This is a genomic window from Novosphingobium sp. FG90, from assembly GCF_057808725.1.
In genome coordinates this window covers 157552-184462 of the sequence record NZ_JBMDIO010000005.1, presented here as the reverse complement: position 1 = coordinate 184462, position 26911 = coordinate 157552, and the positions used below count along the sequence as shown (strand labels likewise).

General features: G+C 63.7%; 23 protein-coding genes. 16 read left to right on the top strand and 7 right to left on the bottom strand.

The features are described 5' to 3' along the window. Positions 1 to 92: 92 nt before the first annotated feature. From ACODRZ_RS06925 to ACODRZ_RS06915, 3 genes are read left to right on the top strand one after another with little or no spacing between them, the layout of a single operon-like run. Entirely contained in the window at positions 93 to 2594 is a 2502-nt protein-coding gene (locus ACODRZ_RS06925) for a TonB-dependent receptor (RefSeq protein ID WP_488969218.1), read from the top strand. 31 nt (positions 2595 to 2625) lie between these two features. Beyond that, on the top strand, positions 2626 to 4299 hold the full coding sequence (locus ACODRZ_RS06920) for an AMP-binding protein (RefSeq protein ID WP_488986188.1): 1674 nt from the start codon (positions 2626 to 2628) through the stop codon (positions 4297 to 4299). 5 nt (positions 4300 to 4304) lie between these two features. Continuing rightward, positions 4305 to 5657: a spinster family MFS transporter gene (locus ACODRZ_RS06915; RefSeq protein WP_488969220.1), complete on the top strand. Its 1353-nt coding sequence runs from the start codon at positions 4305 to 4307 to the stop codon at positions 5655 to 5657. A 111-nt stretch (positions 5658 to 5768) separates the two neighbouring features. Here ACODRZ_RS06915 and ACODRZ_RS06910 read toward each other — a convergent pair whose 3' ends face one another. Continuing rightward, on the bottom strand, positions 5769 to 6521 hold the full coding sequence (locus tag ACODRZ_RS06910) for a TetR/AcrR family transcriptional regulator (protein WP_488969221.1): 753 nt from the start codon (positions 6519 to 6521) through the stop codon (positions 5769 to 5771). A 124-nt stretch (positions 6522 to 6645) separates the two neighbouring features. Between ACODRZ_RS06910 and ACODRZ_RS06905 the strand changes: the two genes are divergently transcribed. Continuing rightward, on the top strand, positions 6646 to 7380 hold the full coding sequence (locus ACODRZ_RS06905; protein WP_488969222.1) for an SDR family NAD(P)-dependent oxidoreductase: 735 nt from the start codon (positions 6646 to 6648) through the stop codon (positions 7378 to 7380). Between the two features lie 219 nt (positions 7381 to 7599). Here ACODRZ_RS06905 and ACODRZ_RS06900 read toward each other — a convergent pair whose 3' ends face one another. Genes ACODRZ_RS06900 through ACODRZ_RS06885 form a run of 4 tightly spaced genes read right to left on the bottom strand, consistent with a single transcriptional unit; the run spans position 7600 to position 11098 of the window. Then, positions 7600 to 8727: an IS5 family transposase gene (locus ACODRZ_RS06900; protein ID WP_103098074.1), complete on the bottom strand. Its 1128-nt coding sequence runs from the start codon at positions 8725 to 8727 to the stop codon at positions 7600 to 7602. 51 nt (positions 8728 to 8778) lie between these two features. Further along, positions 8779 to 9246, bottom strand: a complete 468-nt coding sequence (locus tag ACODRZ_RS06895; protein WP_488986187.1) for an AAA family ATPase — start codon at positions 9244 to 9246, stop codon at positions 8779 to 8781. Beyond that, entirely contained in the window at positions 9243 to 9770 is a 528-nt protein-coding gene (locus tag ACODRZ_RS06890; protein WP_488986186.1) for a hypothetical protein, read from the bottom strand. The genes ACODRZ_RS06895 and ACODRZ_RS06890 overlap by 4 nt, the downstream gene beginning before the upstream one ends. A 2-nt stretch (positions 9771 to 9772) precedes the next feature. Then, complete coding sequence (locus tag ACODRZ_RS06885; protein ID WP_488986185.1) at positions 9773 to 11098, bottom strand: SIR2 family protein; 1326 nt, start codon at positions 11096 to 11098, stop codon at positions 9773 to 9775. Positions 11099 to 11652: 554 nt separating this feature from the next. Between ACODRZ_RS06885 and trbB the strand changes: the two genes are divergently transcribed. From trbB to ACODRZ_RS06830, 11 genes are read left to right on the top strand one after another with little or no spacing between them, the layout of a single operon-like run. Continuing rightward, a complete protein-coding gene (gene trbB, locus ACODRZ_RS06880) occupies positions 11653 to 12633 on the top strand; it encodes a P-type conjugative transfer ATPase TrbB (RefSeq protein WP_488972942.1) in 981 nt (326 codons plus the stop codon). Next, the gene (locus tag ACODRZ_RS06875; protein ID WP_488972941.1) at positions 12630 to 12962 is read left to right on the top strand and encodes a TrbC/VirB2 family type IV secretion system protein; all 333 of its coding nucleotides are present in this window, start codon (positions 12630 to 12632) and stop codon (positions 12960 to 12962) included. The genes trbB and ACODRZ_RS06875 overlap by 4 nt, the downstream gene beginning before the upstream one ends. Beyond that, complete coding sequence (locus ACODRZ_RS06870) at positions 12962 to 13243, top strand: VirB3 family type IV secretion system protein (RefSeq protein WP_255330010.1); 282 nt, start codon at positions 12962 to 12964, stop codon at positions 13241 to 13243. Before ACODRZ_RS06875 ends, ACODRZ_RS06870 begins: the two co-directional genes overlap by 1 nt. 10 nt (positions 13244 to 13253) lie before the next feature. Then, the gene (trbE, locus tag ACODRZ_RS06865) at positions 13254 to 15761 is read left to right on the top strand and encodes a conjugal transfer protein TrbE (protein ID WP_488972947.1); all 2508 of its coding nucleotides are present in this window, start codon (positions 13254 to 13256) and stop codon (positions 15759 to 15761) included. Further along, positions 15758 to 16540: a P-type conjugative transfer protein TrbJ gene (gene trbJ, locus ACODRZ_RS06860; protein ID WP_488972940.1), complete on the top strand. Its 783-nt coding sequence runs from the start codon at positions 15758 to 15760 to the stop codon at positions 16538 to 16540. Before trbE ends, trbJ begins: the two co-directional genes overlap by 4 nt. Before the next feature lie 20 nt (positions 16541 to 16560). Next, the gene (gene trbK-alt / locus ACODRZ_RS06855) at positions 16561 to 16848 is read left to right on the top strand and encodes a putative entry exclusion protein TrbK-alt (protein ID WP_488972939.1); all 288 of its coding nucleotides are present in this window, start codon (positions 16561 to 16563) and stop codon (positions 16846 to 16848) included. A 3-nt stretch (positions 16849 to 16851) separates the two neighbouring features. After that, on the top strand, positions 16852 to 18213 hold the full coding sequence (gene trbL / locus ACODRZ_RS06850) for a P-type conjugative transfer protein TrbL (RefSeq protein ID WP_488972938.1): 1362 nt from the start codon (positions 16852 to 16854) through the stop codon (positions 18211 to 18213). 2 nt (positions 18214 to 18215) lie between these two features. Further along, a complete protein-coding gene (gene trbF, locus ACODRZ_RS06845; RefSeq protein WP_488972946.1) occupies positions 18216 to 18899 on the top strand; it encodes a conjugal transfer protein TrbF in 684 nt (227 codons plus the stop codon). Next, positions 18896 to 19909: a P-type conjugative transfer protein TrbG gene (trbG, locus tag ACODRZ_RS06840; RefSeq protein WP_488972945.1), complete on the top strand. Its 1014-nt coding sequence runs from the start codon at positions 18896 to 18898 to the stop codon at positions 19907 to 19909. Before trbF ends, trbG begins: the two co-directional genes overlap by 4 nt. A 29-nt stretch (positions 19910 to 19938) precedes the next feature. Then, positions 19939 to 21039: a TraB/TrbI/VirB10 family type IV secretion system protein gene (locus tag ACODRZ_RS06835; RefSeq protein WP_488972944.1), complete on the top strand. Its 1101-nt coding sequence runs from the start codon at positions 19939 to 19941 to the stop codon at positions 21037 to 21039. A 2-nt stretch (positions 21040 to 21041) separates the two neighbouring features. Next, a complete protein-coding gene (locus tag ACODRZ_RS06830; RefSeq protein WP_276946689.1) occupies positions 21042 to 21263 on the top strand; it encodes a DUF2274 domain-containing protein in 222 nt (73 codons plus the stop codon). On the opposite strand, the gene ACODRZ_RS06825 is transcribed toward ACODRZ_RS06830, so the two are convergent. Then, complete coding sequence (locus ACODRZ_RS06825; protein WP_488972937.1) at positions 21258 to 21968, bottom strand: TetR/AcrR family transcriptional regulator; 711 nt, start codon at positions 21966 to 21968, stop codon at positions 21258 to 21260. The two genes, ACODRZ_RS06830 and ACODRZ_RS06825, sit on opposite strands and share 6 nt — an antisense overlap. A gap of 171 nt (positions 21969 to 22139) precedes the next feature. Between ACODRZ_RS06825 and ACODRZ_RS06820 the strand changes: the two genes are divergently transcribed. Continuing rightward, positions 22140 to 23111: a LysR family transcriptional regulator gene (locus ACODRZ_RS06820; protein WP_488972936.1), complete on the top strand. Its 972-nt coding sequence runs from the start codon at positions 22140 to 22142 to the stop codon at positions 23109 to 23111. Positions 23112 to 23119: 8 nt separating this feature from the next. Here ACODRZ_RS06820 and ACODRZ_RS06815 read toward each other — a convergent pair whose 3' ends face one another. Then, positions 23120 to 26905, bottom strand: coding sequence for an AAA family ATPase (locus ACODRZ_RS06815; protein WP_488972935.1), 3786 nt, complete (start codon positions 26903 to 26905; stop codon positions 23120 to 23122). Positions 26906 to 26911: the final 6 nt, after the last annotated feature.

Here is a 26911-nt window from a genome sequence, read left to right as displayed (position 1 = left end):
TAAGTTAAGTCCGCCGCACCAAATTCAACGATATAAGCGCGGCTCGAACCAAGCACAAATGCAAAAACAAGCATGGTCGAGGGGAACCTGAAATGATCGAAGCAACGAACCATTGGTCGTGTCGTGCAGCCCTGCTCGCGGGCACCGCACTCCTGTCCGTCACTTGCGGCGCAGGCACCGCGTTCGCACAGGACGCCGCGCCGCCGCAACAGGGCGACGCTCCGGCGTTCAGCGCCAACGACATCGTCGTCACCGCCCGCCGCCGCGCGGAATCGGCGCAGGACGTGCCGGTCGCCGTCACCGTCATCTCGGCGCAGGACATCGCCCGCCGCGACCTCACCAGCCTGGAACGCATCGCCGCCGCCACGCCGCAGCTGGTGATCGGCCGCAACGTCTCGGGCTCGGGAGCACAGCTGACCTTGCGCGGCATCGGCTCCAACTCGCTCTCGATCGGCGTCGAGCAGTCGGTCGCGGTCATCGTCGACGGCGTCTATTACGGCCAGGGCCGCACCATCAACGAAGGCTTCTTCGACCTCGCCTCGATGGAGATCCTGAAAGGTCCGCAGTCGCTGTTCTTCGGCAAGAACGCGACGGCGGGCGTGATCTCGATCACCACCGCCAACCCGACCGACCACTTCACCGCGCAGATGCGCACCGGCTACGAATTCAACGCGCAGAAGGTCTATGCCGAAGGCTTCGTCTCCGGCCCGATCGGCGATACGGCGGGCTTCCGCCTTGCCGTGCGCGGATCGAAGGATTTCGGGTCGCTGTTCGACAACCGCGCCGGGCCGATCACCTACAATACCCGCGACACGCCGACCGCGACCACGGTAGCCCCCAATACCGCGCATACCGCCCTGCCCAGCAAGGCCGGCCCGCGCGAGCGCGACCTGCTCATGCGCGGCACCCTGCGCTGGGAACCTAGCGACGATCTGACCGCCACGATCAAGGCCAACTACGGCTGGAACAGGACTTACGGCGGCGCCTGGAACTACAACATCTTCGCCTGCGACGGCGGCACCAGCACGACGACGCCCGGAGTCGCCTGTACCCCCGGCTTCTACAATCGCATGAACGACCTGCCCAAGGACATCGCCGACCAGACCGCGCTGGTGAAGGATCACAACTTCAACGACTACCGTTCGTGGGGCGTCACCGGCAACATCGACTACCAGCTGGGCGACCTCGCCGTAACCTCGGTCACCAACTACAACTTCAACCGCAATCACTGGACGGCGGACATCGATTACCAGTCGTCCCCCACGGTCAACATCTGGGGCGGCGAAGTCAGCCGGTGGAAGGCGTTCAGCCAGGAATTGCGCGTGCTGTCGCAGTTCGACGGTCCGCTCAACTTCCTCGTCGGCGGCTATTACCAGAACACGAAGCGCACTTTCGATCAGGTCGTCATCAACGCCAATGCCGAGAACAGCGCCGCGCCCGAGGGCTATCGCTACGTCCAGTACGCCAAGGAATCGACCACCGACGGCGAGACGCTGTCGGGCTACGGCCAGCTGATCTGGAAGGTCATCCCCGAGATCGAGGTGACCGGGGGCGTGCGCTACATTCACGAGACCAAGGACAGCACGTTCTTCCAGCCTTACGCCAACCCGCGCTTCGCAGGCGTGAACTACGACGTGACGCGGCGACTGGCGGCGGACCAGACGTTCACCAACTGGTCGCCCGAAGCGACGGTCGCGTGGAAGGTGACGCCCGATATCAACGTCTACGGCGCCTACAAGACGGCCTACAAGTCGGGCGGCTTTTCCAACAGCTCGATCCTGACGCCGCTGACCGCGCCGGACTTCTTCACGTTTGATCCCGAGAAGGGCAAGGGCTTCGAGGCGGGCGTCAAGACGATGCTGTTCGACCGGCAGCTGCGTTTCAACGTCAGCCTCTATACCTTCAAGTACACCGACCTTCAGGTTACCTATCTGGACTCGGCGGCGCTCAGCTACAATTCGATCAATGCCGGATCGGCGCGCACGCGCGGTGCGGAAATCGAGTTCGACTATGCCCCCCATGGTCTTGCCGGGTTCCAGCTGAACGGCTCGCTCAACTACAGCAAGGCGGACTACGGAGACGGCATCGCGCCGTGTTATGGTGGTCAGTCGCTGGCTGATGGCTGCACGCCGGGGCTGCTGGTGCCGCCTGTCGCAGCGACGCCGACCACGCCTGCGCGGCCCGGCACGCCGGGGCAAAACCTCGACGGGGTGCCGACGTTCGCCGCGCCGCGCTGGACCGCAACGTTGGGGGTCAAGTACGACATGGACGTAAGCGACGGCCTGACCGCCGGGTTCGGGGTGGATAGCCGCTACAGCTCCAGCTACCTGACCTCGGCTTTCGGCTCGCCGCTGTCGCGGCAGGGTTCGTACATCAACCTCGACGCGCAGATCCACATCCGCACCGCCGATGAGCGGTGGGAACTGGCGCTGCTCGGAAAGAACCTCACCAACCGCTTCGTCGTCACCGGCGTCACCGATGCGGCGGGCTCGGGCAGCGGCACCGGAACCAACACCAGTCGCATCGCCGACCAGGCCGGGTTCGGCGCCATGCCGCGCACGATCGCGCTGCAGCTGACCTGGCGCATGCCCTGAGCGGCGGCCGATCATACTCACGGAGACAGTCTTGCCCCAACCCGACCTTCTCGATCTTCACGGTTCTTCGGCGCTGCAGGCGCTGACGGTCGGCGGCACGCTTGCCCGTGCCGCCCACCGGTTCGCCGACCGTCCCGCGCTCGTCTACGACGGGCGGGAGGCGACTTATGCCGAACTCTTCACGCAAGTCGTCGAGCGGGCGCGGTCGCTGGTCGGGCTGGGGGTGCAGCCGGGGGACCACGTCGGGGTGCTGGCGCCCAACTGCTGGGACTACGTGGTCCTGTACTATGCGATCGAGATGGTGGGCGGCTGCGCGGTACTGCTCAATGCGCGGTATCGGGCGGACGACCTCGCCTACGTCATCCCCAAGTCGCAGATCAGCCTGCTGTTCGTGGGCGGCCATGCCTGGCGGCACTGCGACTACCGGCCGATGCTGGGGGAGGTCTTTCCCGAGCTGGCCGGATGGAGCGGGGGCGAACTGTCCGTCGCAGCCGCACCGGCGCTGCGCGGCGTGATCGAACTGGGTGACGAGCGCCCCGGCAACTGGCCCGGCCTCGCCATGCTGGAAGCCGCCGCCAAGGGCGTCGGCGCCGACGCCGTGATGGAGCGGGCGGCGGCGGTCGAGCCTGACGACGTGGGCCTCATCATCTTCAGTTCGGGCACCACCTCGCGCCCCAAGGCCTGCATGCTGACGCACGGGTCGCTCAGCCGGATAGGCGCCGCGATGGCCGGACGTTTCCGCCTGACCGAGCGGGACCGCGTCTGGGACCCGCTGCCGCTGTTCCACATGTCGACGATCCTGCCGATGGCCGGCTGCCGGGCGACGGGTGCCTGCTTCATCGGCATGGGGCACTTCTCCGCCGACGAGGCGATGGACCTGCTGATCGCGCGCCGCCCGACCGTGCAGTACGCGGGCTTCCCGACGATCATCTCGGCGCTGGTGACGCATCCGCAGTTCGGCCGCTACGACCAGTCCGACCTGCGGATCAACCACGTGGTCGGCCCGGTCGATCTGATGCGCCGCTACGGAACGCTGTTTCCGGGCGCGAAGTACGTCAACAGCTACGGCCTGACCGAAGGCACCGGCGTCCCCTGCTACAGCGAGATCGACGACCCCGACGACGTCCTGTTCGAAACCTCCGGCCCGATCTGCGAAGGCATGGAACTGGCGATCTTCGGCGCGGACGACCGGATCGTCCCCGACGGCGAGCCCGGAGAGATCCGCATGCGCGGCTTCGGCGTCTTCGCGGGCTACTTCGACGATGCCGAGGCCACCGCCGCCGCCGTCGACGCCGGGGGCTGGCTCCATACCGGCGACCTTGGCCGCATCGGCGCGATGGGGCGCGTGGTCTACGAAGGACGCCTCAAGGACATGCTCAAGATCGGCGGCGAGAACGTGGCGGCCGTGGAACTCGAGAGCTTCCTCGCCACGCACCCGGCGATCCGCATGGCGCAGGTCGTCGGCGTGCCGGACGAGCGTTTGATGGAAGTCGCCGCCGCCTTCATCGAACTCAATCCCGGCGAGACGCTGGACGAGGAGGACGTCGCGCGCCACTGCGCAGGCCGGATCGCCAGCTACAAGATCCCGCGCTACGTCCGGTTCGTCGAAAGCTGGCCGATGAGCGCCACCAAAGTGCAGAAATTCGAACTGCTGCGCGGCTTCACGCCGGAACGCAAGATCGACCCGGCCGGCCTCGCGAAGTGACGGTCGTGACGCCCATCCGCGAAGCCGGCGCCGATTACCCGGAGGCCGCCCCCGAACCGCAGGGGGGATCGCGGGCGGGCTGGTATCTGATCTTCGTGCTCACCCTGGCCTACACCGCCAGTTTCATCGACCGGCAGGTGCTCAACCTGCTGGTCGGCCCGATCAAGGCCGAGTTCGGGCTCGACGATACCCGCCTCAGCCTGCTGCAGGGCCTTGCGTTCACATCGGCCTACGTCGTCATGAGCCCGGTGTTCGGCCGCATCGCCGACGTCGGCAGTCGCAAGGGCGTGCTGATGTTCGGCATCGCCTTGTGGAGTATCGGCACCAGCGCCTGTGGGCTTGCGCGCAGCTACTGGCAGCTGTTCCTCGCCCGCTTCGGCGTCGGCGGGGCGGAAGCCTGCCTGACCCCGGCCGCATGGTCGATCATCGCCGACGCCTTCCCGCCGCGCCTGATCCCGCGCGCGTTCAGCGTCTACATGATGGGGCCGTACCTCGGCGGAGGGCTTGCGCTGATCTTCGGCGGATTGCTGCTGCAGGGCGCGGAAGGCTGGGACTTGTCTGCGGTGCCGCTGCTTGGCGCGATGAAGCCGTGGCAGCTGGTCTTCTTCTCGGCCGGACTGCCCGGCATCCTGATCGCGCTGCTGCTGGTCTTCGTTAGGGAGCCAGCCCGCCGCGCCAGTACGGCGAGCGCCGAGGTCCAGACGATGTCCCCGGCCGAAGTCCGGGCGACGTTCCGGCGCTGGCGCGGGTTCTACGGCAATTTCTACCTCGGCATGCCGCTGTTCATCATCCCGCTCTACGCTTTCCCGGCGTGGATGCCGACGGTGCTGATCCGCAAGTTCGGGGTCTCCGCCGCGCAAGTCGGGGTCGAGTACGGCATCGCCGTGCTCATCACCGGATCGCTCAGCGTGCTGGTCAGCCCCTGGGTGGCCCGCGCGGTGGAGCGCATGGGACGGCGCGACAACCTGCTTCTGGTCGCGCTGGGCGCCTCGGTCGCGATGGTGCCGCTCAGCCTCGCGCTCATGGCCGCCACCGATTACTGGACCGCCTTCGCCATCGCAACGGCGGCGAGCGTGCTCTACAGCTTGCCGCAGGCGCTTTCGTCCTCCGCGCTGCAGCTGGTGACGCCCAACCGGATGCGCGGCATCGCCTCGTCCATCTACGTCTTCGTCGTCAGCGTGGCGGGGCTGGCGCTGGCACCTACGTTCGTCGCGCTCATCACCGACCATGTCTTCGGCGACGAGGGCCGCGTTGGCGACTCCCTCGCCATAACCTGCGCCGTCGCAGCGGCGGCATCGACGGTGTTCATCGCCCGCGCCCTCCCCACGTATCGCCGCATGCTGGACGAGGCGGCGTAAGACGGGATGGCTTCAAACCTCTTTGGCAGCACGTCACCCTTCATCGTCATTGCGAGCGCAGCGAAGCAATGACGGACATGAGGAGGCGGGCTCAACGGACGAACGTGAAGGTCAGTTGGCCTTGATCATGTCGGCGAACAGCGGCGCATGACGATGGTTGTAAGGCGCGGTCAGCGCGACGGTCATCTGCACCATGGTATCGTCCACCAGCGCATCGAGAGTGATGCCCTGATCGAAGTGCGGAAAGCCGCTGTCCCGCCGCATCAGCATGTTGAGGAACATCAGCTTGCACAGCCCCACGCGCAAACGCAGCGCCACCGGCGGCACGTAGTTCACGCGCTCGACGATCAGCCGGCGCACCCGGCGCAGCGCGGGCACGGGGACCTCGGGATCGTCGTAAGGGTGCGGGATGCCTTCCGCACGGGTGCGGGTGAGGTACTGGGCGAGGAACGCGGAGTACGGATGCCGCCCGTTCTCGTCGCTGATGGTCAGGTGCGGCAGGCACATGATCTCCAGCAGCGTGCGCGCATCACCGAGCAGCCCCGCTTCCTCGGCGCGGTCGAGCATGACGGCGCGCAGTGGCTCGAACATGTCGGTGCGATAGTCGAAGATCGCGTAGACCAGCGCTTCCTTGGTACCAAAGTGGTACTGGACGGCGGTATTGTTGCCCTGCCCTGCCGCCGCCGCGATCTCCCGCAGCGCGACGCCGTCGATCCCGCGATCGGCGAAGAGCTTTTCGGCAGCCTCGATGATCTTGATCCGCGTTGCCGCCGAGGTGACGTGGCGACGGCGGCCGCGCTCGGGCGCGCCGGGCGTTTCATCAGTATCGGGCAGGCCATTATCGGACCGGATGGCGTCGTGCATGGGGCTCCCCTCCTGTCCCGACCGCAAGAATTCGTGCCGATCATGACCATCTTGCCGCGCCCGGCGCAAGCCCTTGCGGCCACAATCATGCGGGTCCGGCCCGCATTACTCGGGAGAGAATGCCATGAATGAAGGCAAGGTCGCCATCGTCACCGGCGCCGCGCAGGGCATAGGCCGCGCCGTCGCCGAGAGGCTGGCGCAAACGGGGCACCGGCTGGCGCTGCTCGACGTCAAGGGCCTTGATGCCGTTGCCGATGCCCTGCCCGGCAGCCTCGCCCTGCGCTGCGACGTGGCCGATCCGGCCAGTGTCGAGGACTGCGTGGGCCGCATCGTCGCCGAGTGGGGTCATGTCGACGTGCTTATCAACAATGCGGGGATCAGCCCCAGCCATGGCGGGCGCTCATTGCCGGTCGAGGAGACGGACATCGATGAGTGGCACCGCGTGATCGCCGTCAACCTCACTGGTACGTTCCTGATGTGCCGGGCCGTGCTGCCGGTCATGAAGCCGCGCGGATGGGGCCGCATCGTCAACTTCTCCTCGCAGGGAGGGCGGATGCGCTCGCGCCTGTCGGGGGCACACTACGGCGCGACCAAGGCGGGCGTAATCGGCTTTACCCGCGTACTCGCCGGGCAGGTCGGCGCCCACGGCATCACCGCCAACTGCATCGCGCCGGGCCGCATCGTCACCCCGCAAAGCGAGGGATTCGGCAACAAGAATACCTATACCGACGATATTCCCGTCGGCCGCCTGGGCGAGACATACGACATCGTAGCCGGGGTCGAATACCTGATCTCCGAGCGTGCCGCCTTCGTCACCGGGACGGTGCTGGACGTCAACGGCGGGTTCTTCATGCCGTAATTCTCAAAAAAACAATCCTGTGACGAATATTTAACCTGACCAAAGACGCACTTGTGTAATACCGCCTCTACAATGCTTTAGCAGGCTGCGGAAAAAGGCGCCGCAGTGGTCACCGTCGATCTGCGTTCGAAGGAGGGGGACTGGTCTGTCGCTCGTTTCAGGGTGAAATTCGGAGATACCGGCCACGTTGGCGCGGTCGTGGTGACGTGAGCGACACGATTAGGCCGCGGCCAGAAGTTTTGGCAGTCTGATGAGGTTGTAGGCGGCAGCGGTGAGCGTAAAGGACCATCCGACGCGGTCCTGGCCTCGATGGCGGGTCTTTCGCATGGTGCCGCAGGTCTTCGTCCATCCGAACACCTCCTCGATCCGCTTGCGGATTTTCTGGGAGAGGCCGTAGCCGGGATGGCGTGTCGTGCGCCTGTCGATGGCGGAGCGCCGGTTGGTGTTGTTCTGGGCTACGTGCGGGGTGACCTCCATCTCGCGCAGCGCCGCGACGAAGGCGGCGGTGTCGTAGTTCTTGTCCGCGCCCAGTGTAATCCGGTGGCGTCCTTCCATGCGGCCCAACATGGTCAGCGCGGCCTCGCGTTCGGCGGTGCCGGTGGCGTGGGTGAGGATCGCATCGACGACGAGGCCGTTGCGGTTCTCCATCAGGACATGGCCCATGTGGCACAGCTTCGCTGCCTGGCCGCGCGCCTTCTTGAATAGTCGGGCATCAGGATCTGTGGTCGATGCATGGGTTGCATTGCTGCGCTTCTCGCCGCGAAAATCGCGTTCGGCATTACGGTCGGTCGGCGCTGCTGCCTGCTCGCTGCGGCTGGAAGCCAACCCGGCGTCATCGTCATCTCCGGGGCCGCCTTCATCCTTGGGTCTGAAGCTTTTCGCGCTTGCCCACGCTTCGATCAACGTGCCGTCCACCGAGAAATGATCGTCCGAAAGAAGAGCTTGCACGCGTGGCTGGTTGATGATGGCCGACAGGAGCTTGGCGGCAACGTCCCCGGACAGCAGCCTCTCGCGGTTCTTGGTGAAGACCGTGACATCCCAGATCGGCGCATCCATCGCCAGGCCGACGAACCAGCGAAAGAGCAGGTTGTAGTCCATCTGCTCCATCAACTGGCGTTCCGAGCGGATCGAATAGAAGGCCTGCAGGAGCAAGGCCCGAAGAAGTTTCTCGGGTGGGATCGACGGCCTCCCGATACGAGAATACAGGCCGTCGAAGTCCGCGGACAGCACTTCGAGCGCTTCATCGACAATCGCCCGGATCGCGCGAAGAGCATGGTTCGCCGGCACCCGAGCCTCGCAACTCACGTACGAGAACAGCCCCTCGCTCCGTTCATCACCGCCGCGCATCCCGATCCCTTCAACATCCCTCGACGGGATCCTGGAATCAGCAATGCCACATCAAGGCAAGCGCCTTTTTCCGCAGCCTGTTAATCGCGCAATGTGCTCGTCCCGGATGATCGTCGAATTGCACAATTGAGCGATCGCTTCGCGCGGCGCCGCGTCGGGCTGAAACAAGTGCTCGGCCTTGGCGCGGACATCGAAGTCCTTCGGATCGAGCGGGGTACGGCGGATCGCGAATTGCGCGTTCCCGTCGGAGAATCCGACCTCCACAAAATGGTGGGAGAGGTCCCGGTCCTGCGCCTCGGGACCGGCCCACCAGATATAGTCGGCGACGGATTCACCATCCGCTTTCGCGTCGAGATATTTACTGATCGTGCCTGTCAGCGCGAATTCCACAGCGTCGAATATAGTGCTCTTGCCGACACCGTTACGACCATCGATGATTGTGAAGCTATCGGCAAATTCGAGACGAACGGGTTCGCGGTAGCCCCGGAAACCGTAAAGATGCACGTAACTGAGCCTCATTGACCGGTCTCCAACATTTGGAGGATCGCCGCATCTGGCGCACCGCCGACAAACGCCTCGACGAGATCGGTCGGCAGCTCGGTGGTGCGCAGGCGGATTTCCGCTGCCATGTCCACGGCATCGAGTTGGGGAGCATTCTGAATGGCAAGCAGCGGCAGCAATGCGCCGCGCGCGTCGTCCTCGTTACCGATCCCGGCACGTGCAATCTTCCGGGTACCCGTCAGGTCTTCTTCGATCGCGCTCAGCGTCACGCTAGCACCATAACCCGCTGGCTCTGCGGCTAGCAGGATAAGATAGGCATTCCAGGACTTGGCTTCCGCACGCCGCAGCCCGAATTGCGCGGCCTTCAAGACCTGCTGGCTGTGCGACCGCCAATTCTCAATCAAACTGCGTGTGTCCGGAAACGCCAGGACGAAGCCAAGCACTGTATCGCCCTCGAACGCCAGGTATTTGACCGAGGGCTCCTCAAGTGCGGCGACCGAATAATTGGCCTCGCTCAATTGCTGCGACACGATCTGCAACACGCTCACAATCCTAACTCCGCAACAGCGTCGGGTCTGGAACGCCATTTCGTCGGCGAACCACGCACGATGGATCCGGTTCCGCCGCCCCGCGCGATGCTTGCTGGCAGGAGTAGCGCCTCGGCGCCTACGGCAATGACATATTCGGGGGCAACTACCGGGGCGATTTCGCGCGCATAAGCCGCCTCGACTTCGTGGAGAGCCCGATTCACCGATCGTAACACACGGATTCGACTGCCGCCGAGATTCCAGCAAATATCCTCGGCAGCGGCGCCTGCTGCTTGCAACTGGAGGAGTGTCATTCCCAGAAGTGGCTCCTCGACAGGCTGGTGCCCCTTTGCGGGTTCATTAGGCATCGCCCCTTCAAGATCGCGTCGGATGCGCCAGAGCGTCTGGGCATCCGTCGACGAAGGTTCGAGCCAAGCTGCGTCCGGTGCCGCCCCAGCTTGCGCCTCGAAGTTGGCCACACCCGAATGCAGGATTCGCCGTAACATCGACCTTGAGAACTCGACTCGTAGCTGGTTGAGGAAGACCGCGCCCGATTCCCGGACGTGGTAAAACCCGCTCGTCGCTCTCTGACCGAGATCGAACAGCGCTTTCGCCTTTGTTTCGAACGCGGCCGTGTCACAGGGATCGATGACGATGATCCGGCTCGGGCTGACCGCTGCCAGAGCCTGTTCCAGCACCTGATTGAGATAATCCCAGTCGGTCCAATAGCCAACGATCACGAGGTCGCGGTCGAGCAGGCGTTGGGTCAACCACGCGGCACCCTCCGCCAGACGGGTATGAATTGGTTCGGCGGCGACCTGACCTGCTGCCCAGACGGTGCCGACAGGATCGCTCCAGCAGCCATGGATCTTGAGCAACGGCGACCTGTTTGCCGGCAGCGCGGCGACCTTATCGCGGCTCACGCCTGCGCCGACATGGCCGAACAGCAGATTGCCCGCCGCTTCGATCAGGGTGTCTACGTTAGTTGAGACGGCCGTGCCGATGCCACCGGTGAGGAGAAGATCGGCGGCTGCGAAGTGGCCATCGTTCGGAACACCGGCAAACGCATCATGATCGATGTAGGTTTTCAGATAGACATCGGCCAACTCGCCCCGCTGAAAGAAGAACTCTGCCTGATCGTCGATGGAGTCAGCCAGTGGCGGTCGCGCCGCGCCATGAGTCGCGCCGTATTTCTGCTTCGCCTTCCACGCCAATACCGCTGCGCTTGGAACCGAGCTGGGAGCGGCCATCGACAGACCGGCACCGCACAAAAGTGCCAGTCTGTCCGCGAGGATCGCGTCCAGCGCCTTCTCGATACCTGCCTGAAGATTAATGACGTCCATAGTTCAGCACAAATCCCCCTGTCGGCCCCGCAGTTATCGTAAGTAGAAAATCGAATTAACGAAAGACGTTGTCATCGTATCGGATGAAATGAGCACCAGATTCACCGCTTGAGCCAGCACCCGTGGCAGCTGGTGCAGCGACGGCCAGCGCTCCGCCTCAGCGTTCTCCCCGCTCGATCCCGATCACGTCGTCTTCGACGATGACCTGGGCCCGACTGTAGCGGCCACCGGCCCAGGTTGGCTCATGGCCCGATCAAGGTATCTAAAAGTCGCTGTTCCGGTGTGACGAATGCTCGGTCGTACGATGACCAACGCGAGTATGATAATCTGGCGAAAAGCGTGGCCGTCGATGGCGCTCATGCTAGCGCTAATCGTCCGGCGCAAGAAAGTAGGCATGATTCTATCAGTTGAAATGGGCCCTCCGATTCGCCGCCTCCCGCCGCCGATGCCCGCACGCGCGTAAACACCTGTTGAAACAGCCCCAAATCAGGTTCTTTTAATCGACCCCGATCCGGGGTCTGTCTTTCGCGCGCCCCGTCATGAACGGGGCCGCCATGACCGCATCGCATCAGAAACCCGAGACGACTGCCCGCGGCGCGCGGATGCTGCGCACCGCGCTCGGTGCGTCCATTGCCCGGTTTCTGGAAGATCCCGGCGTGGTCGAGGTGATGCTGAACCCGGATGGCCGCATCTGGGTGGACCGGCTCTCTGAAGGCCTGGCCGATACGGGGGAGAGATTGTCCGCCGCCGATGGCGAGCGGATTGTCCGGCTGGTCGCTCATCATGTCGGGGTCGAGGTTCATACCCGTAGCCCACGTGTTTCGGCCGAACTGCCCGAGACCGGCGAACGGTTCGAAGGGCTGTTGCCGCCGGTGGTCGCTGCTCCAACCTTTGCCATCCGCAAGCCTGCCGTCGCCGTTTTCACGCTCGACGACTATGTGACAGCCGGAATCATGACCAGTCTTCAGGCCGAAGTGCTGCGCTTGAACGTCGCCACGCGGGCCAATATCCTTGTCGCGGGCGGCACCTCGACCGGCAAGACCACGCTGACCAATGCGCTGCTGGCCGAGGTCGCGAAGACCACGGATCGCGTCGTCATCATCGAGGACACGCGCGAGCTGCAATGCGCTGCGCCGAACCTTGTCGCCATGCGGACCAAGGATGGCGTGGCCACCTTATCCGATCTCGTCCGCTCATCTCTGCGCCTGCGCCCAGACCGCATTCCGGTCGGTGAGGTGCGCGGCGCAGAAGCCCTCGATCTGCTCAAAGCCTGGGGGACCGGACACCCGGGCGGCATTGGCACTATCCATGCCGGTTCCGGCATTGGCGCGCTGCGCCGCCTCGAACAGCTCATCCAGGAAGCCGTTATCACGGTCCCGCGTTCCCTGATCGCCGAAACAATCGACCTCGTTGCCGTCCTCGCCGGGCGCGGTTCGTCCCGCCGCCTGGTCGAACTCGCCCGCGTCGATGGGCTTGGGCCGGACGGCGACTACGCCATCACCCCCGCGACCACCTCGAAAGGAGATCCCTCATGATCCGCATGATTTCGCGCGGCTGCCGTATCATCGCAACCGCGGCCACCGCTGTTTCCATCAGCCTGATGCTGGCGCCGGCGGCGCACGCCTCCGGCTCGTCCATGCCCTGGGAAGCACCGCTCCAGAGCATCCTTCAGTCTATCGAGGGGCCGGTCGCCAAGATCATCGCCGTTATCGTCATTATCTCTACCGGCCTTGCACTGGCCTTTGGCGATACGGGCGGCGGCTTTCGCAAGCTGATCCAGATCGTATTCGGCCTGTCCATCGCCTTCGCGGCGTCGAGCTTCTTCCTGTCGTTTTTCTCGTTTGGCGGCGGGGCGCTCGTCTGATGGCGGGCGGCTTTGAGCAACTCGACGCGGTGCCGGGATTTTCCGTCCCGGTCCACCGGGCGCTGACCGAACATATCCTGCTCGGCGGCGCGCCGCGCTCTATCGCCATCGTCAATGGCACGCTGGCCGGAGCCGTGGGCCTCGGCCTGCGTCTCTGGCTGGTCGGTCTTGCCATCTGGGCAGTCGGTCATTTCCTCGCAGTCTGGGCGGCGAAACGCGATCCACTGTTTGTCGAGGTCGGGCGCAGGCATCTGCGTATCCCCGGTCATCTGTCGGTCTGAGGGCGTGGCCATGATGAACCTCACCGAGTATCGACGCTCCGCCACACAGCTCGCGGATTTCCTACCCTGGGCTGCACTGGTCGGTTCCGGTGTCGTGCTGAACAAGGACGGCAGTTTTCAGCGCACCGCCAAATTTCGGGGACCGGACCTCGATTCCGCCGTCGCCGCTGAACTGGTCGCGGTTGCCGGTCGCATTAACAATGCCGTTCGCCGTCTCGGCTCTGGCTGGTCGATCTTCGTCGAGGCGCAGCGTTCCGAGGCCGCGATCTACCCTGATAGTCAATTTCCTGATGCGGCTTCCGCGCTGGTCGATGCCGAACGCAGGGCCGCCTTTGAGGAGGCCAGCACGCATTTCACATCTGGCTATTTCCTGACCTTCCTCTGGCTGCCGCCTGCCGAGGATGCCGCCCGTGCCGAGACATGGCTCTATGAGGGCCGCGAGCAATCCGGCGTCAATCCATGGCAGGTGATGCGCGGCTTCATCGACCGGACCGACCGCGTGCTGGCTTTGCTCGACGGCTTCATGCCCGAATGTCACTGGATCGATGACGCCGCCACGCTGACCTATCTTCACTCGACGATTTCCGCCAACCGCCATCGCGTGCGTGTGCCCGAGGTGCCGATGCACCTCGACGCGCTGCTGGCCGATCAGCCACTGACCGGTGGGCTGGAGCCGCGCCTTGGCGATCAGCATCTGCGGATCCTGACCATTATCGGATTCCCAACCGCGACGACGCCGGGCCTGCTCGACGAGATGAACCGGCTGGCCTTTCCCTACCGCTGGTCCACCCGCGCGATCCTGCTGGACAAGACGGACGCCACGAAGCTGCTGACCAAGATCCGTCGCCAATGGTTCGCCAAGCGCAAATCCATCGCCGCGATCCTGAAGGAGGTGATGACCAACGAGCAATCCGCGCTGGTCGACACCGATGCGTCGAACAAGGCGCTCGATGCCGACATGGCCCTGCAAGAACTCGGGGCGGATATGGCGGGCATGGCCTATGTTACGGCCACCGTCACCGTCTGGGATGCCGATCCACGCATTGCCGATGAGAAGCTACGGCTGGTCGAGAAGATCATCCAGGGCCGCGATTTCACGGCCATGCCGGAAACCGTCAATGCGGTTGATGCCTGGCTCGGCTCCTTGCCTGGACATGCCTATGCCAATGTCCGGCAGCCACCGGTCTCGACGCTCAATCTCGCCCACATGATCCCGCTATCGGCCGTGTGGGCGGGGCCGGAACGGAATGATCACCTTGGAGCGCCCCCCTTGCTTTACGGCAAGACCGAGGGTTCGACACCGTTCCGGCTTTCCCTTCATATCGGCGATGTCGGCCATACGCTCGTCGTCGGCCCGACCGGCGCGGGCAAATCCGTGCTCCTGGCGCTGATGGCGCTGCAATTTCGCCGCTACGCACGCTCCCAGATTTTCGCCTTCGATTTCGGCGGCTCGATCCGGGCCGCCTCCCTCGCCATGGGCGGGGATTGGCATGATCTGGGGGGTGGGCTGACGGAAGGATCGGACGTTACTGTCTCTCTGCAACCGCTGGCGCGGATCGATGACGCCTATGAGCGGTCCTGGGCCGCCGACTGGATCGCCGCGATCCTGATGCGCGAGGGCATTGTGCTCACGCCAGAGGTGAAGGAGCATATCTGGACAGCGCTGACCTCGCTCGCTTCCGCGCCACTGGGCGAGCGTACCATCACCGGCCTTGCGGTCCTGCTGCAATCTAACGATCTCAAACAGGCGCTGCGGCCTTATTGCATCGGCGGAGCTTATGGCCGGTTGCTTGATGCCGAGTTCGAGCATCTGGGATCCGCCGATGTGCAAGCCTTCGAGATCGAGGGGCTGGTCGGCACTGGCGCTGCGCCTGCGGTGCTGGCCTATCTGTTTCACCGTATCGGCGATCGGCTCGACGGGCGCCCAACACTGCTCATTATCGATGAAGGCTGGCTGGCGCTGGACGACGAAGGTTTCGCCGGCCAGCTCCGCGAATGGCTGAAGACGCTCAGAAAGAAGAACGCTTCCGTCATTTTCGCCACGCAGTCGCTCTCCGACATCGACGGCAGCAATATTGCCCCTGCTATCATCGAAAGCTGCCCGACACGGCTGTTGTTGCCGAACGAACGGGCCATCGAGCCGCAGATCACGGCCATCTATCGGCGCTTCGGCCTCAACGACCGGCAGATCGAGATCCTTGCACGGGCCACGCCCAAGCGGGACTACTACTGCCAGTCTCGGCGCGGCAATCGGCTGTTCGAGCTGGGTCTCAGCGAAGTTGGCCTCGCGCTCTGCGCAGCATCCGCCAAATCCGATCAGACCCGCATCGCCGAACTCATCGCTGAACATGGGCGGGACGGTTTCCTTGCCGCCTGGCTACGCCATCGCGGCGTCGATTGGGCCGCCGAACTGATCCCGAACCTTACAAATCTCACAGCGCCGACCGAACCCACCGTTCCGGCCGCACCAGATCATTCCCAGCCTGACGGCCCGCAAGAAGAGGAGATCCTGCCATGACCCGTATTCCCGTTCGCCGTATCGCTGGTGCTTCCGCGCTGGCGGTCGCGCTCGCCATGCCTGTCGCGATGTCGCCCATGCTGACCAGCCCGGCTCAGGCCTTCGGTTTTGGCCGTATTGTCTATGATCCAACCAACTATGCGCAGAACCTGCTGACCGCGGCGCGCACGCTGGAGCAGATCAATCACCAGATCACCTCGCTTCAGAACGAAGCGCAGATGCTCATCAATCAGGCCAAGAATTTGGCAAGTCTGCCATATTCGTCACTCCAGACTTTGCAGCAGAATGTGCAACGCACGCAGCAGCTTCTGAGCCAGGCGCAGAACATCGCCTTCGACGTCCAGAACGTCGATCAGATGTTCCAGCAGAAATACGGCAATGTTTCGCTGTCGGCGACCGATGCCCAACTCGTCGCCGATGCGCGGTCCCGCTGGCAGAATACGGTTGGTGGCTTGCAGGATGCCATGCGCGTGCAGGCCGGTGTCGTTGGCAATATCGACACCAACCGCGCCGAGATGTCCGCCCTGGTCGGTCAGAGCCAGAACGCCACAGGCGCGTTGCAGGCCACGCAAGCTGGCAATCAGCTTCTCGCGCTCCAGTCACAGCAGCTTTCCGACCTGATCGCGCTGATGTCGGCCAATGGCAGGTCTGAAGCGCTGATCGAAGCGGAACGCGCCACGGCCGCCGAACAGGGCCGCATCCAGCGGGAACGCTTTCTGACACCGGGATCGGGCTACCAGCCCGGCAATGCCCGGATGTTTGGCAACGGCAACAACTGACCGGACAGGAGGGGCGCGGCATGGACGGCAAGCTGCTGGCCCGGCTGGGCGCGATCATATTCGTGGCCATCGCCATCACTGCGACGGTGATCGAAATGACTCGCGAGGATGAACCGGCGCAGAACCGTCCGGCTCCATCGCTTCAGCCCTCTGCCGATCCGCTGCGCCAGAGCCTGCGCCGCTGCCAGCAGTTGGGCGAGGCCGCCGTGAACGATCCCGGTTGCCTCGCCACCTGGGCCGAGAACCGCGACAGGTTCCTCGGCCGGACGCCGGTGCCCGCCGTCCCGCATCAGAACGGGGGACAATGAGCCATGGGCGGCACTGGCGTCATCGACAATTTCCTGGGCGTATTCACCAGCTATATCGACAGCGGCTTCGGCCTGCTCGGCGGTGAAGTTGCCTTCATCGCCACCACCCTGATCGTCATCGACGTGACGCTGGCGGCACTCTTCTGGTCCTGGGGCGCTGATGACGACATTATCGCTCGGCTGGTCAAGAAGACGCTCTTTGTCGGTGTCTTCGCCTATCTGATCGGCAACTGGAACAATCTCGCGCAGATTATCTTCGACAGCTTCGCAGGTCTCGGCCTGAAGGGATCGGGGACCGGCTTTTCCGCCGCCGATTTGCTGCGGCCCGGCAAAGTGGCGCAGACCGGCCTCGATGCCGGTCGCCCGCTGCTCGAATCGATTTCGGACATGATGGGCTACTGGTCCTTCTTCGAGAACTTCATCCAGATCGCCTGCCTGATGTTCGCCTGGGCGCTGGTGCTGCTGGCCTTCTTCATCCTCGCCGTGCAGCTCTTCGTCACCCTGATCGAGTTCAAGCTGACAACGCTTGCGGGCTTCGTCCTCATCCCCTTCGGCCTTTTCGGCAAGACCGCCTTCATGGCCGAACGCGTGCTCGGCAACGTCGTTTCCTCCGGCATCAAGGTTTTGGTGCTTGCCGTCATCATCGGCATCGGCTCGACGCTGTTTTCGCAGTTCACGGCAGGTTTTGGCGGCGCAACACCGACCATCGACGACGCGATGGCGATCGTACTGGCCGCACTTTCTCTTCTCGGCCTCGGCATTTTCGGTCCCGGCATCGCATCCGGTCTCGTTTCCGGCGGCCCGCAGCTTGGTGCAGGCGCTGCCGTCGGAACCGGCCTTGCCGCTGGCGGCATGATGCTTGCCGGCGGCGCAGCCGCTGGCATGGCCGCGAGGGGGGGAGCTGCGGCGCTCTCGGGTGGAGCAGCTGCCGTCCGTGGCGGTGCCGCCGCCGCCGGTGCTGCGAGCGCGGCCTATAGTGTCGGATCGCTTGGCCAGTCCGGCGCGGCCGGTGTTGCATCCGGTCTTGGCGGCGTCGCCCGCGCCGCAGGTTCCGCTGTGACATCGCCTTTGAAGCGGGCCGCATCGAAAACCGCGGAAAGCGTCAAAGGCAGCTTCTCCGATGGTGCGCGGGCAGGGCTCGGCGTTACCGGAGGATCGTCCACGCAGGGAACCATTGGCGGCGCGAATTCAGCGGTTTCCGCAGCGCCTGCCGCTCCGGCGGGCGGGCCTCCAGCTTGGGCGCAGTCGATGCAGCGCAAGCAGGCCCTCAATCACGGCACGACCATGGCCGCTCATGCCGTCCGTTCCGGCGATAGCCACGGGGGCGGCTCTTCCGTCAACATTTCCGAAAGCGACCGCTCATGAACATCTTCAGACGTCCATCGACCCATTACGGCAAATCGCCGGAACCCGAGACGCCTTATCAGAAGGCCGCGCAAGTCTGGGACGAGCGCATCGGCTCGGCCCGCGTGCAGGCGAAGAACTGGCGGCTCATGGCCTTTGGCTCCTTGATCCTCTCGGCGGGCTTCGCCTCCGCGCTTGTCTGGCAATCGGCACGCGGGACGGTCGTGCCCTGGGTGGTGCAGGTGGACAATCTTGGCCAGGCACAGACCGTTGCCGCAGCGACGGCCGATTATCGTCCGACAGATCCGCAGATCGCCTTCCATCTGGGCCGCTTCATCGAGCAGACGCGCTCGATCCCGGCCGACGCCATCATCGTGCGTCAGAACTGGCTGCGCGCCTATGAGTTCACTACGGACCGGGGTGCCGCCGCGCTCAACGACTACGCCCGCGCCAATGACCCGTTCACCAAGGTCGGTCGCGTGGCGGTCGCAATCGAGGTCTCCAGCGTCATCCGGGCCTCGAACGACAGTTTCCGCGTCGCCTGGACCGAGCGTCATTACGAGAACGGGCAGCTTTCCACGACCGAACGCTGGACGGCGATCCTGACCATCGTGCTCCAGACGCCGCGCGATGCGACGCGTCTGCGCGTCAACCCGCTCGGCATCTACGTCAATGCAATCTCGTGGTCGCGGGAGATGAGCCAATGACACACACGGCTCCCCGCAATTCCGGCATACGGGATTTCCGTAAACCCGCCTTCGCGGCCTTGCTGCTCTCGGCCAGCATGCTGGCAGGCTGTGCCACCAACCGGACGCCCCAGTTCAGCTACGATGCCGATGTTCCCGCGCTGCCGACCGTGCAGGCTGCCATCACTGATGACCGACCGCGGCCATTGCACACACCGCCGGCATGGACGGTCGCGCGCGGTGGAACCGCAGCAGGCACACCGGCAGGCCGCGTTGAAAACGCAAATGCCGCCGCGCGCGTCGAGCCACGTCGTGAAGGCTATTATAACGCGATCCAGATCTACCCCTGGTCGGAAGGCGCACTGTATCAGGTCTATGCCGCGCCGGGGCAGATCACCAATATCGCGCTGGAGCCCGGAGAGAGCCTGACCGGCGCGGGGCCGATCGCGGCGGGCGATACCGCTCGCTGGATTATCGGGGACACCGAAAGTGGCAGCGGTTTGAACCGCCGCGTCCACATCCTCGTCAAGCCATCACGGCCGGACATCTCGACCAATCTCGTTGTGACGACCGACCGGCGCACGTACATGCTCGAGCTGCGCGCACGGGAATCGCTCTATATGCCGTCCGTTGCCTGGTCCTATCCGGCACCCCCGGCAAGTCGGCGCCAGACCGTTCCGGCGGCACCGATCATTCCGGCCGAGGCGGCGCGCAATTATCGCTACGGCCTTACGGGCGATAGCCCGCCATGGCGGCCGATCTCCGTCTTCGACGATGGTCGCCGCATCTATATCGTATTCCCGCGCGGGATTGTTCAGGGCGAGATGCCCCCGATCTTCGTCCTGGGTTCCAATGGGGAACCGCAGATCGTCAATTCCCGTATCCACCAGAACGTCCTGATCGTGGATCGCCTTTTTGGCGCGGCCGAACTGCGCCTGGGCAGTGGTGATCGCCAGCAGACCGTCAGGATCGTTCGTATCGAACAACGACAGGCGGCAAAGCCTGCGAACACCGGGAGGGTGCCGTCATGAGCGAGGAGACCCCTACGAATGAATCTCCGATGCGCCTGCGTGCCGAGACGCCGCGTGTCACCCGCCTGTCGCGCAAGATGCTCGCAGGTGTTGCCGCTGTCGCGCTGCTCGGGATCGGCGCGGCGCTGATCTATGCGCTCCAGACCCGCGATATGAGCGGCGGGGGTGAAGAACTCTATTCGACCGAGAACCGCCCCACTGCGGATGGCCTGTCTGGCCTGCCGCGCGATTATACCGGCCCGGTTCTGGGGCCGGCATTGCCCGGGGATCTTGGCGGCCCGATCCTCGATGCCCAGAGCAGAGGCCAGCCCGTCGCGCCGCCCGCCATGGCAACGTCCGCTCGCGATCCAGCTGAAGAACGGCGCCTCGCGGAAGAGGAGGCCGCGCGTCTGAGCGCGGTCTTCTTCCAGTCTGGGCAGAGAACTACAGCGACACCGGGCTCTGCAGTGTCTGGCCCTGCGGGACTTGACCTCGGTGGTCAGGCCGCGCCGCAGGACCGGCACACAGCTTTCTTAAATGGTCCTGTGGATCGCCAGACGGTCGCTCTGGATCGTATCATGGCCCCGGCGTCGCCCTACATCCTACAGGCCGGGGCCGTGATCCCGGCGGCGATGATAACCGGCATCCGCTCCGATCTGCCTGGCCAGATTACCGCGCAGGTCACTGAAAATGTCTATGACAGCCCCACCGGCAGCCTGCTCCTGATCCCCCAGGGCACGCGGATCATCGGTCAATATGATGCTGGCGTCACCTTCGGTCAGCGCCGGGTGCTACTGGTCTGGAACCGCCTGATTCTCCCCAATGGACGCTCCATCGTGCTGGAGCGTCAGCCCGGTGCGGACGCTTCCGGTTATGCGGGTCTCGAAGATGGCGTTGATTACCACTGGTGGGATCTGATGAAGGCGGCAGGGCTGTCCACGCTGCTCGGCATCGGCACCGAGCTTGCAGCCGATGACGAGGATCGACTGATCCGCGCTATCCGTGACGGGGCGCAGGATACGATCAATCAAGCCGGGCAGCAGATCGTCCAGCGCCAGTTGCAGGTTGCGCCGACACTCACCATCCGGCCCGGCTTCCCGGTCAGGGTCATTGTCACACGTGACCTCGTCCTTGAACCCTACAGGAGCTGATCATGGCAAAGCTGAAACTTGGACCGATTGTTGAGGACAAGCCCGTGAAAGTTACGGTGGAACTGCCCGGTTCACTGCACCGTGATCTTGTTGCTTATGCCGAGGTATTGGCCCGTGAAACCGGGCAAGCCGCCACGGATCCCGTCAGGCTGATCGTGCCGATGCTGGAGCGGTTCATCGCCACGGATAGGGGGTTTGCTAGCGCCAGAAAGGCCCAGTCATGAGGCAGATCCCCTGTCAGAACAGGTCGCCGCGATGATGTCCATCAGCGTATCGACAGCCTCTCGCATCGCGTCCCATTTGGCGGACTGATCCATTTCCCGGTTCTGGAGCGTGAGGCTCACCGCTCCGTGAACCGTTGACCAGAACATGAAGCTGTAGCGGCCGAGATCCATGTCGGGCAAATAGCCCTGGTCCTGAGAACATCGAAGTCCTGTCAGCAGGAGATTCAGCACCTGACTTCCAGCTTCGCCCGACCATGGATCGTCGCTGATCCCAAGCCGTGGCGGCGGGGTGAACATCAGCCGATACAGCGTGGGGTTTTCCAGGGCGAAGCGGACATAGGCATAGCTGCCATCACGCAAATAACCGAAAGGGTCACCGCGCATTTGCTCGAAGACGGCCAGCTTTTCCCTGTAGAGCCGGTTGAAACCTTCGTCTCGGACGGCACGCAGCAGGGCGCTCTTGTCGTGAAAGTGCCCGTAAAGCGCCGGTGCCGTGCAGCCAATGGCACGCGCAACGGCGGTCAGCGGTACGTCGAGGTCGCCGCGCTCCGCCAGCAGCCGGATGGTTTCGTCAACAGCGCGACGAGCAATATCAAGTTCTTGCTCTTTCCGGGGGCGAGCCATGGCCATCCTGTCGCAACTGATCGTGGAAACTGAACGCCGTTTACTTTTTTCGTTGACGGGGCGGATGTCAAGACGCAGCATTTGAGTAACTGAATGCCGTTTAGTTTGAGATTGTGCGGAGATGCGATGAGCGCGCGCAGATTCAAGCATCGTGATGCGTTGAACGCCGTCGGCGAAGGGGGCAGGCCGCTTTTTGCGCGAATGGTGGTGGGGTGCCCACCAGAAGCTGAACACGGTTCAGGGTGATACGCCATGCCTGCGATCCGGAACAATCAGATTTCGTCTGGTGATGCCCTCACAAAGATTGTTGCGGGCGATGTCAGCAACCGTGCGATCCGGCTGCCCCAGTTGCGATATTTCGTTGCGGCGGTCGATTACGGGAGCTTCCGCAAGGCAGCTGCAGCGCTTGCCATCCAGGAGTCTTCAATCAGCCGGCGAATCCGTGATCTCGAAGATGAACTGGGCGCATCGCTTTTCGTACGATATGCTGGCGGGGTGCAGCTAACCGTCGCCGGACGGGAGTTCCTGCGCAACGCCCGCCATGCTCTTCGCCAGATCGACATCGGGGTGACCAAGGTGGCGGCGGTTGGCCGGGCGGACCAGGGATTGATCAAGGTGGGGATATTCTCGTCCCTCGCGTCAGGATTTCTGTTTGATCTGCTGCGGGATTTCGGCACACGCCACCCGAAGGTGCAGGTCGACATCATTGACGGCAATCCACCCGAGCACGTTGCTGCTGTCCGCAAACTGTGCCTCGACGTCGCATTCATAACGGGAACGACGCCCTGGGATGGCTGTGAGGTGGAACATCTATGGTGCGAAAAGGTCTTCGTGGTGCTGCCCGATGATCACCCCTTGGCGGACAAGCCAGAACTTGGATGGGACGACTTGGCAAACGAGCGGTTCATCGTGAGCGATGTCGCACCCGGTCAGGAGATTCATGATTACCTGGTCGCTCACCTTGCCGGTCTCGGTCGCCACCTCGATATTCAGTCTCAGCAGGTCGGCCGCGACAATATTCTATCGCTCGTCGCTCTCGGACGCGGTCTCACTCTGACGAGCGAAGCGACGACCGACGTGCAGTTCCCGGGGATCACCTACCGGCACATCACGGGTGAGGTTTTGCCATTCAGCATGGTCTGGTCTGTCCAAAACGATAATCCGGCATGTCGGCGGCTGTTGAGCCTGGCTCGATCGATGACAGAGCCGGCCGTGCGGAAATAGCGTTTGGGTTACGCTGAAGGAATGAGCTGCAATGGGTAAGGGGCGTGTTGGCGCCGAAGGCGCCATGCCGCTGCGCGTTTCAACTCGCACAAACCTCGATGGCGCTTTTCCCGCCCGCCACCCTGTTTGTGCACTGCGATGCGGGTGGGGATGCGCTCTTTCATTGCCTCGACATGGCTAATGACCCCGACCTGACGACCCTGGGATTGCAGGCTTTCCAGCGCATCGATAGCCAGGTCCAGGCTGCCTGCGTCGAGCGAGCCGAACCCTTCGTCGATGAATAATGTCGCCGCGAGCCCGCCTTTTCCGCCCATTCGCGAAAGGGCGAGTGCCAGGGCGAGCGACACCAGGAATCGTTCGCCGCCTGAAAGGCTGCGTGTGGCACGGGCCTCGCCGCCCATGTCGCGATCTTCGACCTGTAGCGCGAGATCGGCCGCACGGCGCAAGCGGTAACGCGGATTGAGGTCCGCCAGATGGTGGTTGGCGTGATCGACCAACACGTCCAGCGTAACAGATTGCGCGACCCTGGCGAATTTGTCCCCATTACGAGAACCCGCCGCGTGATTCACTGCCTCCCAGACATCCAGTTCGGAGCGTGCCTGTGCAATTTCCGCCTCCAGCCCGGCAAGGGCTGTTCGCGTTTCAATATCACGTTGAAGTTCGCCGTCGATTGCGCCGATCCGTTCGGCGCGCGTCTGGTTGGCTACATCCAGCACGGAAAGCGCGTCTGTCAGGGCCTCTGGCGACTCTTCAGGTAGACCAGCAGCTTCAGCTTCGGTGTGGTCTTTGCGCCGGGAGTCCAGCGCGGCACGAGCTGAGGTGACGGCATCGTCGAGTTCACGAAGCCGTTGACGCAGGGCAGTGACCTCTGTCCCCGGGAGTGCGAAAAGGATGCCCAGATCATCCTGGACCAAATCTGTGTCTGCCAATGCATCGGCGAGCACCGCTTGGGCGGTTTCAAGCGCCTGCTGTGCGCCGCTTAATTCATCGGCTGCGGTTTCGGCCTTGGCGCGGGCAGCGGCCCAGGCATTCGTGGCTTCCGTGAGAGCAGTGCGGGCGGTATCCAGCGCGGTGGAGGCTGCTTTGCGAGCGTCATTGTTGCGCGTACGATGTGTGGCAGTGGCTTCGCCGCCTAAAAGAGGTGCACGTTCTGCCTGTAAGGACTGCAACGTTTTCAAGCGGGTGGTGACAGCTTCTTTCGCTGTCTCGGAGTGTTTTGCGCTGCTCTCTGCGCGGCTTTCCGCCTTGGCAATCCGGGGGGCCAGAGCAGCAAGCGTGTCGGAACTGCCGTCACGCGCCTTGCGCAGCTCGGCGATTTTCATGACCCGGCTTTCCAGTCGATCAGATAAGCCGGATTCGCTCAGGGTTTCACCCAACTCTTCCAATATCGGAGAAAGTGCCGTGGCATGACGAGTAGTTTGCGCCTCGGCGATCTCGGCCGCTCGAATGCTAAGCGTTTTATGGCTGGTGGCGGCGGCAAGCTTGCTGCTCAGGCTTTCCCGCGCGGTGGCATGACCGGCAATGATTTTACGTAGATCCTCGCGCCGGGTGGTGGTGGTCGCCAGTGTTTGGCGCAGTCCGGCCAGTTCGACCTGAGCGGCAGCTTCAGTCTGCTGCGCAGCGGTTGTCGCCGTCTGCAGAATGTCGAGCTTTTCGGGGTCTTCTCCGAGTTTCGCTGGCAGTGCAGGGCAATGCGGAATCGATACGGCCCGGTTGTATGCGTCCTGCCAATGAGTTAGAGCGGTGGCGATCTTCGCTTCGGCCGCTTGCGCATTCGTTCCGGCTTGCTCCAGCTTTCCCTTTGCACGATCTTGAGCGCGTAGAGCATCAGCTTGTTTGTTCCGCGCATCCTCAGCGGTTGCTCGTGCGGCCAACAGGTTTGCACGGAGGCCCGCCGCGAGTTTGGCCAGGACAGTATCGGCATGCGTCGGATGCTCGGGGGATCCGCAGACGGGGCAGGGCTCGCCAGGTTCTAGACGCAGACGCAGCTCTCGCGCGGAATCTGATGCCGCCATGTTGGCGCGCTCGGCGGGGGCGGCGAGGGCGCTGGCCTGCGCGTTCGCGGTTGCCACGGTCTCAGCGGCGGAGCCTGCTTCGGCCCCGGCAATGGTCATGGCCTCTTTTGCGGCCTTGGCGGCTATTTCTGCGGCACTAAGGTCCGACAGGGCGGAACTGTGTTCCTGCTCGGCGCGGCGCATATCCGCAAGGGCTGTGGCAAGCGTCTGAAGTTCGATTCCTCTCCCTGGCGGATGCGCAGCCTCGATGGCGCTAAGCTGATCGGCGAAGTTGGCCATTTCCTCGGCCAGCCTGACTTCCTCTGCCGTGTCATTCGCTGTCTGGGTGGTGAGTTCGGCCAGTGCCGTGGTCAATCGCTGGATCTCGGCGTGATGGGCGGCGCTCTCGGTCTTTGCGCGCGACAGGGTAGACTGCGCTTCGATATGCTCCGCGATATGCTGGCGGGTTTGCGGCCAGTGGTCCGCCAATGCGCAATCCGGGGAACGTTCGGCAAGTTTCCCTTGGACCGCTTCTAAGGTTTCGCGGACTTTGGCTTCTTCTTGTAGCAAGGCCTGGAATGCAACTCGGGCCTCTGTTGCTTCGTGTTCGAATACCTGCGCTTGCGAGCGGGATGTTTCCAGCTCCGCCGTTGCCGAGTTGATGCGGCTGTCGAGAGCGGCGGCCTGATCCCACAGCGGGCCAAATACCTTGAATTCATCTTCGCGGGCTATGTGTTCGACTTCTGCCTGCTTGGTCGTTTCCTGCAGCGTATTGGCGTTGGCGGCGGCCTCATTTGAGAGAATTGTGGTTGCCGTTACTGAGGCTGAGGCGTCTTTTACCCGCTCCCTGGCGCTCTGCATCGTTTGCCACTGCGCCCGCAGCGGTGCCGCCTGGTCAATACGCGCAAGTTGCGCGCGTTCAACGCTGGCATCAGCCTGACGGGTCACGGCCTGTTCGAATACAGCCTCGGCAAGAGCGACCTGCCGGGAGGTTTCAGCATGCCGGGTATGGCGTGCCAAGGCCTCCTTGAGGGTCTTGGCCTCTGCACCTGCTGCCTGATTGGCCGCGGTTATGACAAGTCGTTCGGCCTCCAGTGCCGCACGGTCCTCATCTGTCAATATCTGATGGCCCTCGCGTCGCTGGACCAGCGCCCCATGCACCTGACGGGCGGCCTCGGTGCGTTCATAGATGCGCGATGATACCGCTCGGTAGAGTCCGGTGCCGGTCACTTTCTCCAACAAACTTGCGCGATCATTGGTGTCGGCGCGAAGAAAGGCATCGAAGTCGCCTTGGGCTAGCAAGACGGTGCGGCGAAACTCGTCGTAGGAAAAGCCGGTCAGCGCGGTGATTTGGTCAGTGGCGATTGTGATCTGGCTGGCCAGGACCTGGCCGTCCGAGACACGGGCCAGCGAGCGCGAGACGTTCTGCAACTGCCCGTCGACCTTGTCGCGGGCGCGGCGCGCCTGCCAGCGTGCGATATAATCTTCCCCGTCGCGCGCGGTAAAACGAACCTCGGCCCAGCCTTGTGCTGCGCCCCGACGCAGGATGGCACGGGAATCGCGTGCCTTGATGGCTTTGCCAGACGGGTCCGGCACTTCGTCGCCTGCGGATCCGGCAAGGCGTGGGGCATCGCCATAAAGCGCCAGGCACATTGCGTCGAGGATCGAGGATTTTCCCGCCCCGGTTTCGCCCGTAATGACGAAGAGGCCTGCGCCTGCCAGTGGTGCTGCAGTGAAGTCGATGGAAAACGGCTGGGCAAGGCTTGCGATGTTCTGGCCCGAGATGGAGAGGATACGCATGGGATC

What these genes read in the sequence shown, in the direction of transcription:
- ACODRZ_RS06925 (WP_488969218.1), top strand. Translation starts at nt 93, where the DNA reads ATGATCGAAGCAACGAACCATTGGTCGTGTCGTGCAGCCCTGCTCGCG.
- ACODRZ_RS06910 (WP_488969221.1), bottom strand. Translation starts at nt 6,521, where the DNA reads ATGCACGACGCCATCCGGTCCGATAATGGCCTGCCCGATACTGATGAA.
- ACODRZ_RS06905 (WP_488969222.1), top strand. Translation starts at nt 6,646, where the DNA reads ATGAATGAAGGCAAGGTCGCCATCGTCACCGGCGCCGCGCAGGGCATA.
- ACODRZ_RS06900 (WP_103098074.1), bottom strand. Translation starts at nt 8,727, where the DNA reads ATGCGCGGCGGTGATGAACGGAGCGAGGGGCTGTTCTCGTACGTGAGT.
- ACODRZ_RS06895 (WP_488986187.1), bottom strand. Translation starts at nt 9,246, where the DNA reads ATGAGGCTCAGTTACGTGCATCTTTACGGTTTCCGGGGCTACCGCGAA.
- ACODRZ_RS06885 (WP_488986185.1), bottom strand. Translation starts at nt 11,098, where the DNA reads ATGGACGTCATTAATCTTCAGGCAGGTATCGAGAAGGCGCTGGACGCG.
- trbB (WP_488972942.1), top strand. Translation starts at nt 11,653, where the DNA reads ATGACCGCATCGCATCAGAAACCCGAGACGACTGCCCGCGGCGCGCGG.
- ACODRZ_RS06875 (WP_488972941.1), top strand. Translation starts at nt 12,630, where the DNA reads ATGATCCGCATGATTTCGCGCGGCTGCCGTATCATCGCAACCGCGGCC.
- ACODRZ_RS06870 (WP_255330010.1), top strand. Translation starts at nt 12,962, where the DNA reads ATGGCGGGCGGCTTTGAGCAACTCGACGCGGTGCCGGGATTTTCCGTC.
- trbE (WP_488972947.1), top strand. Translation starts at nt 13,254, where the DNA reads ATGATGAACCTCACCGAGTATCGACGCTCCGCCACACAGCTCGCGGAT.
- trbJ (WP_488972940.1), top strand. Translation starts at nt 15,758, where the DNA reads ATGACCCGTATTCCCGTTCGCCGTATCGCTGGTGCTTCCGCGCTGGCG.
- trbK-alt (WP_488972939.1), top strand. Translation starts at nt 16,561, where the DNA reads ATGGACGGCAAGCTGCTGGCCCGGCTGGGCGCGATCATATTCGTGGCC.
- trbL (WP_488972938.1), top strand. Translation starts at nt 16,852, where the DNA reads ATGGGCGGCACTGGCGTCATCGACAATTTCCTGGGCGTATTCACCAGC.
- trbG (WP_488972945.1), top strand. Translation starts at nt 18,896, where the DNA reads ATGACACACACGGCTCCCCGCAATTCCGGCATACGGGATTTCCGTAAA.
- ACODRZ_RS06835 (WP_488972944.1), top strand. Translation starts at nt 19,939, where the DNA reads ATGCGCCTGCGTGCCGAGACGCCGCGTGTCACCCGCCTGTCGCGCAAG.
- ACODRZ_RS06830 (WP_276946689.1), top strand. Translation starts at nt 21,042, where the DNA reads ATGGCAAAGCTGAAACTTGGACCGATTGTTGAGGACAAGCCCGTGAAA.
- ACODRZ_RS06825 (WP_488972937.1), bottom strand. Translation starts at nt 21,968, where the DNA reads ATGCTGCGTCTTGACATCCGCCCCGTCAACGAAAAAAGTAAACGGCGT.
- ACODRZ_RS06820 (WP_488972936.1), top strand. Translation starts at nt 22,140, where the DNA reads ATGCCTGCGATCCGGAACAATCAGATTTCGTCTGGTGATGCCCTCACA.
- ACODRZ_RS06815 (WP_488972935.1), bottom strand. Translation starts at nt 26,905, where the DNA reads ATGCGTATCCTCTCCATCTCGGGCCAGAACATCGCAAGCCTTGCCCAG.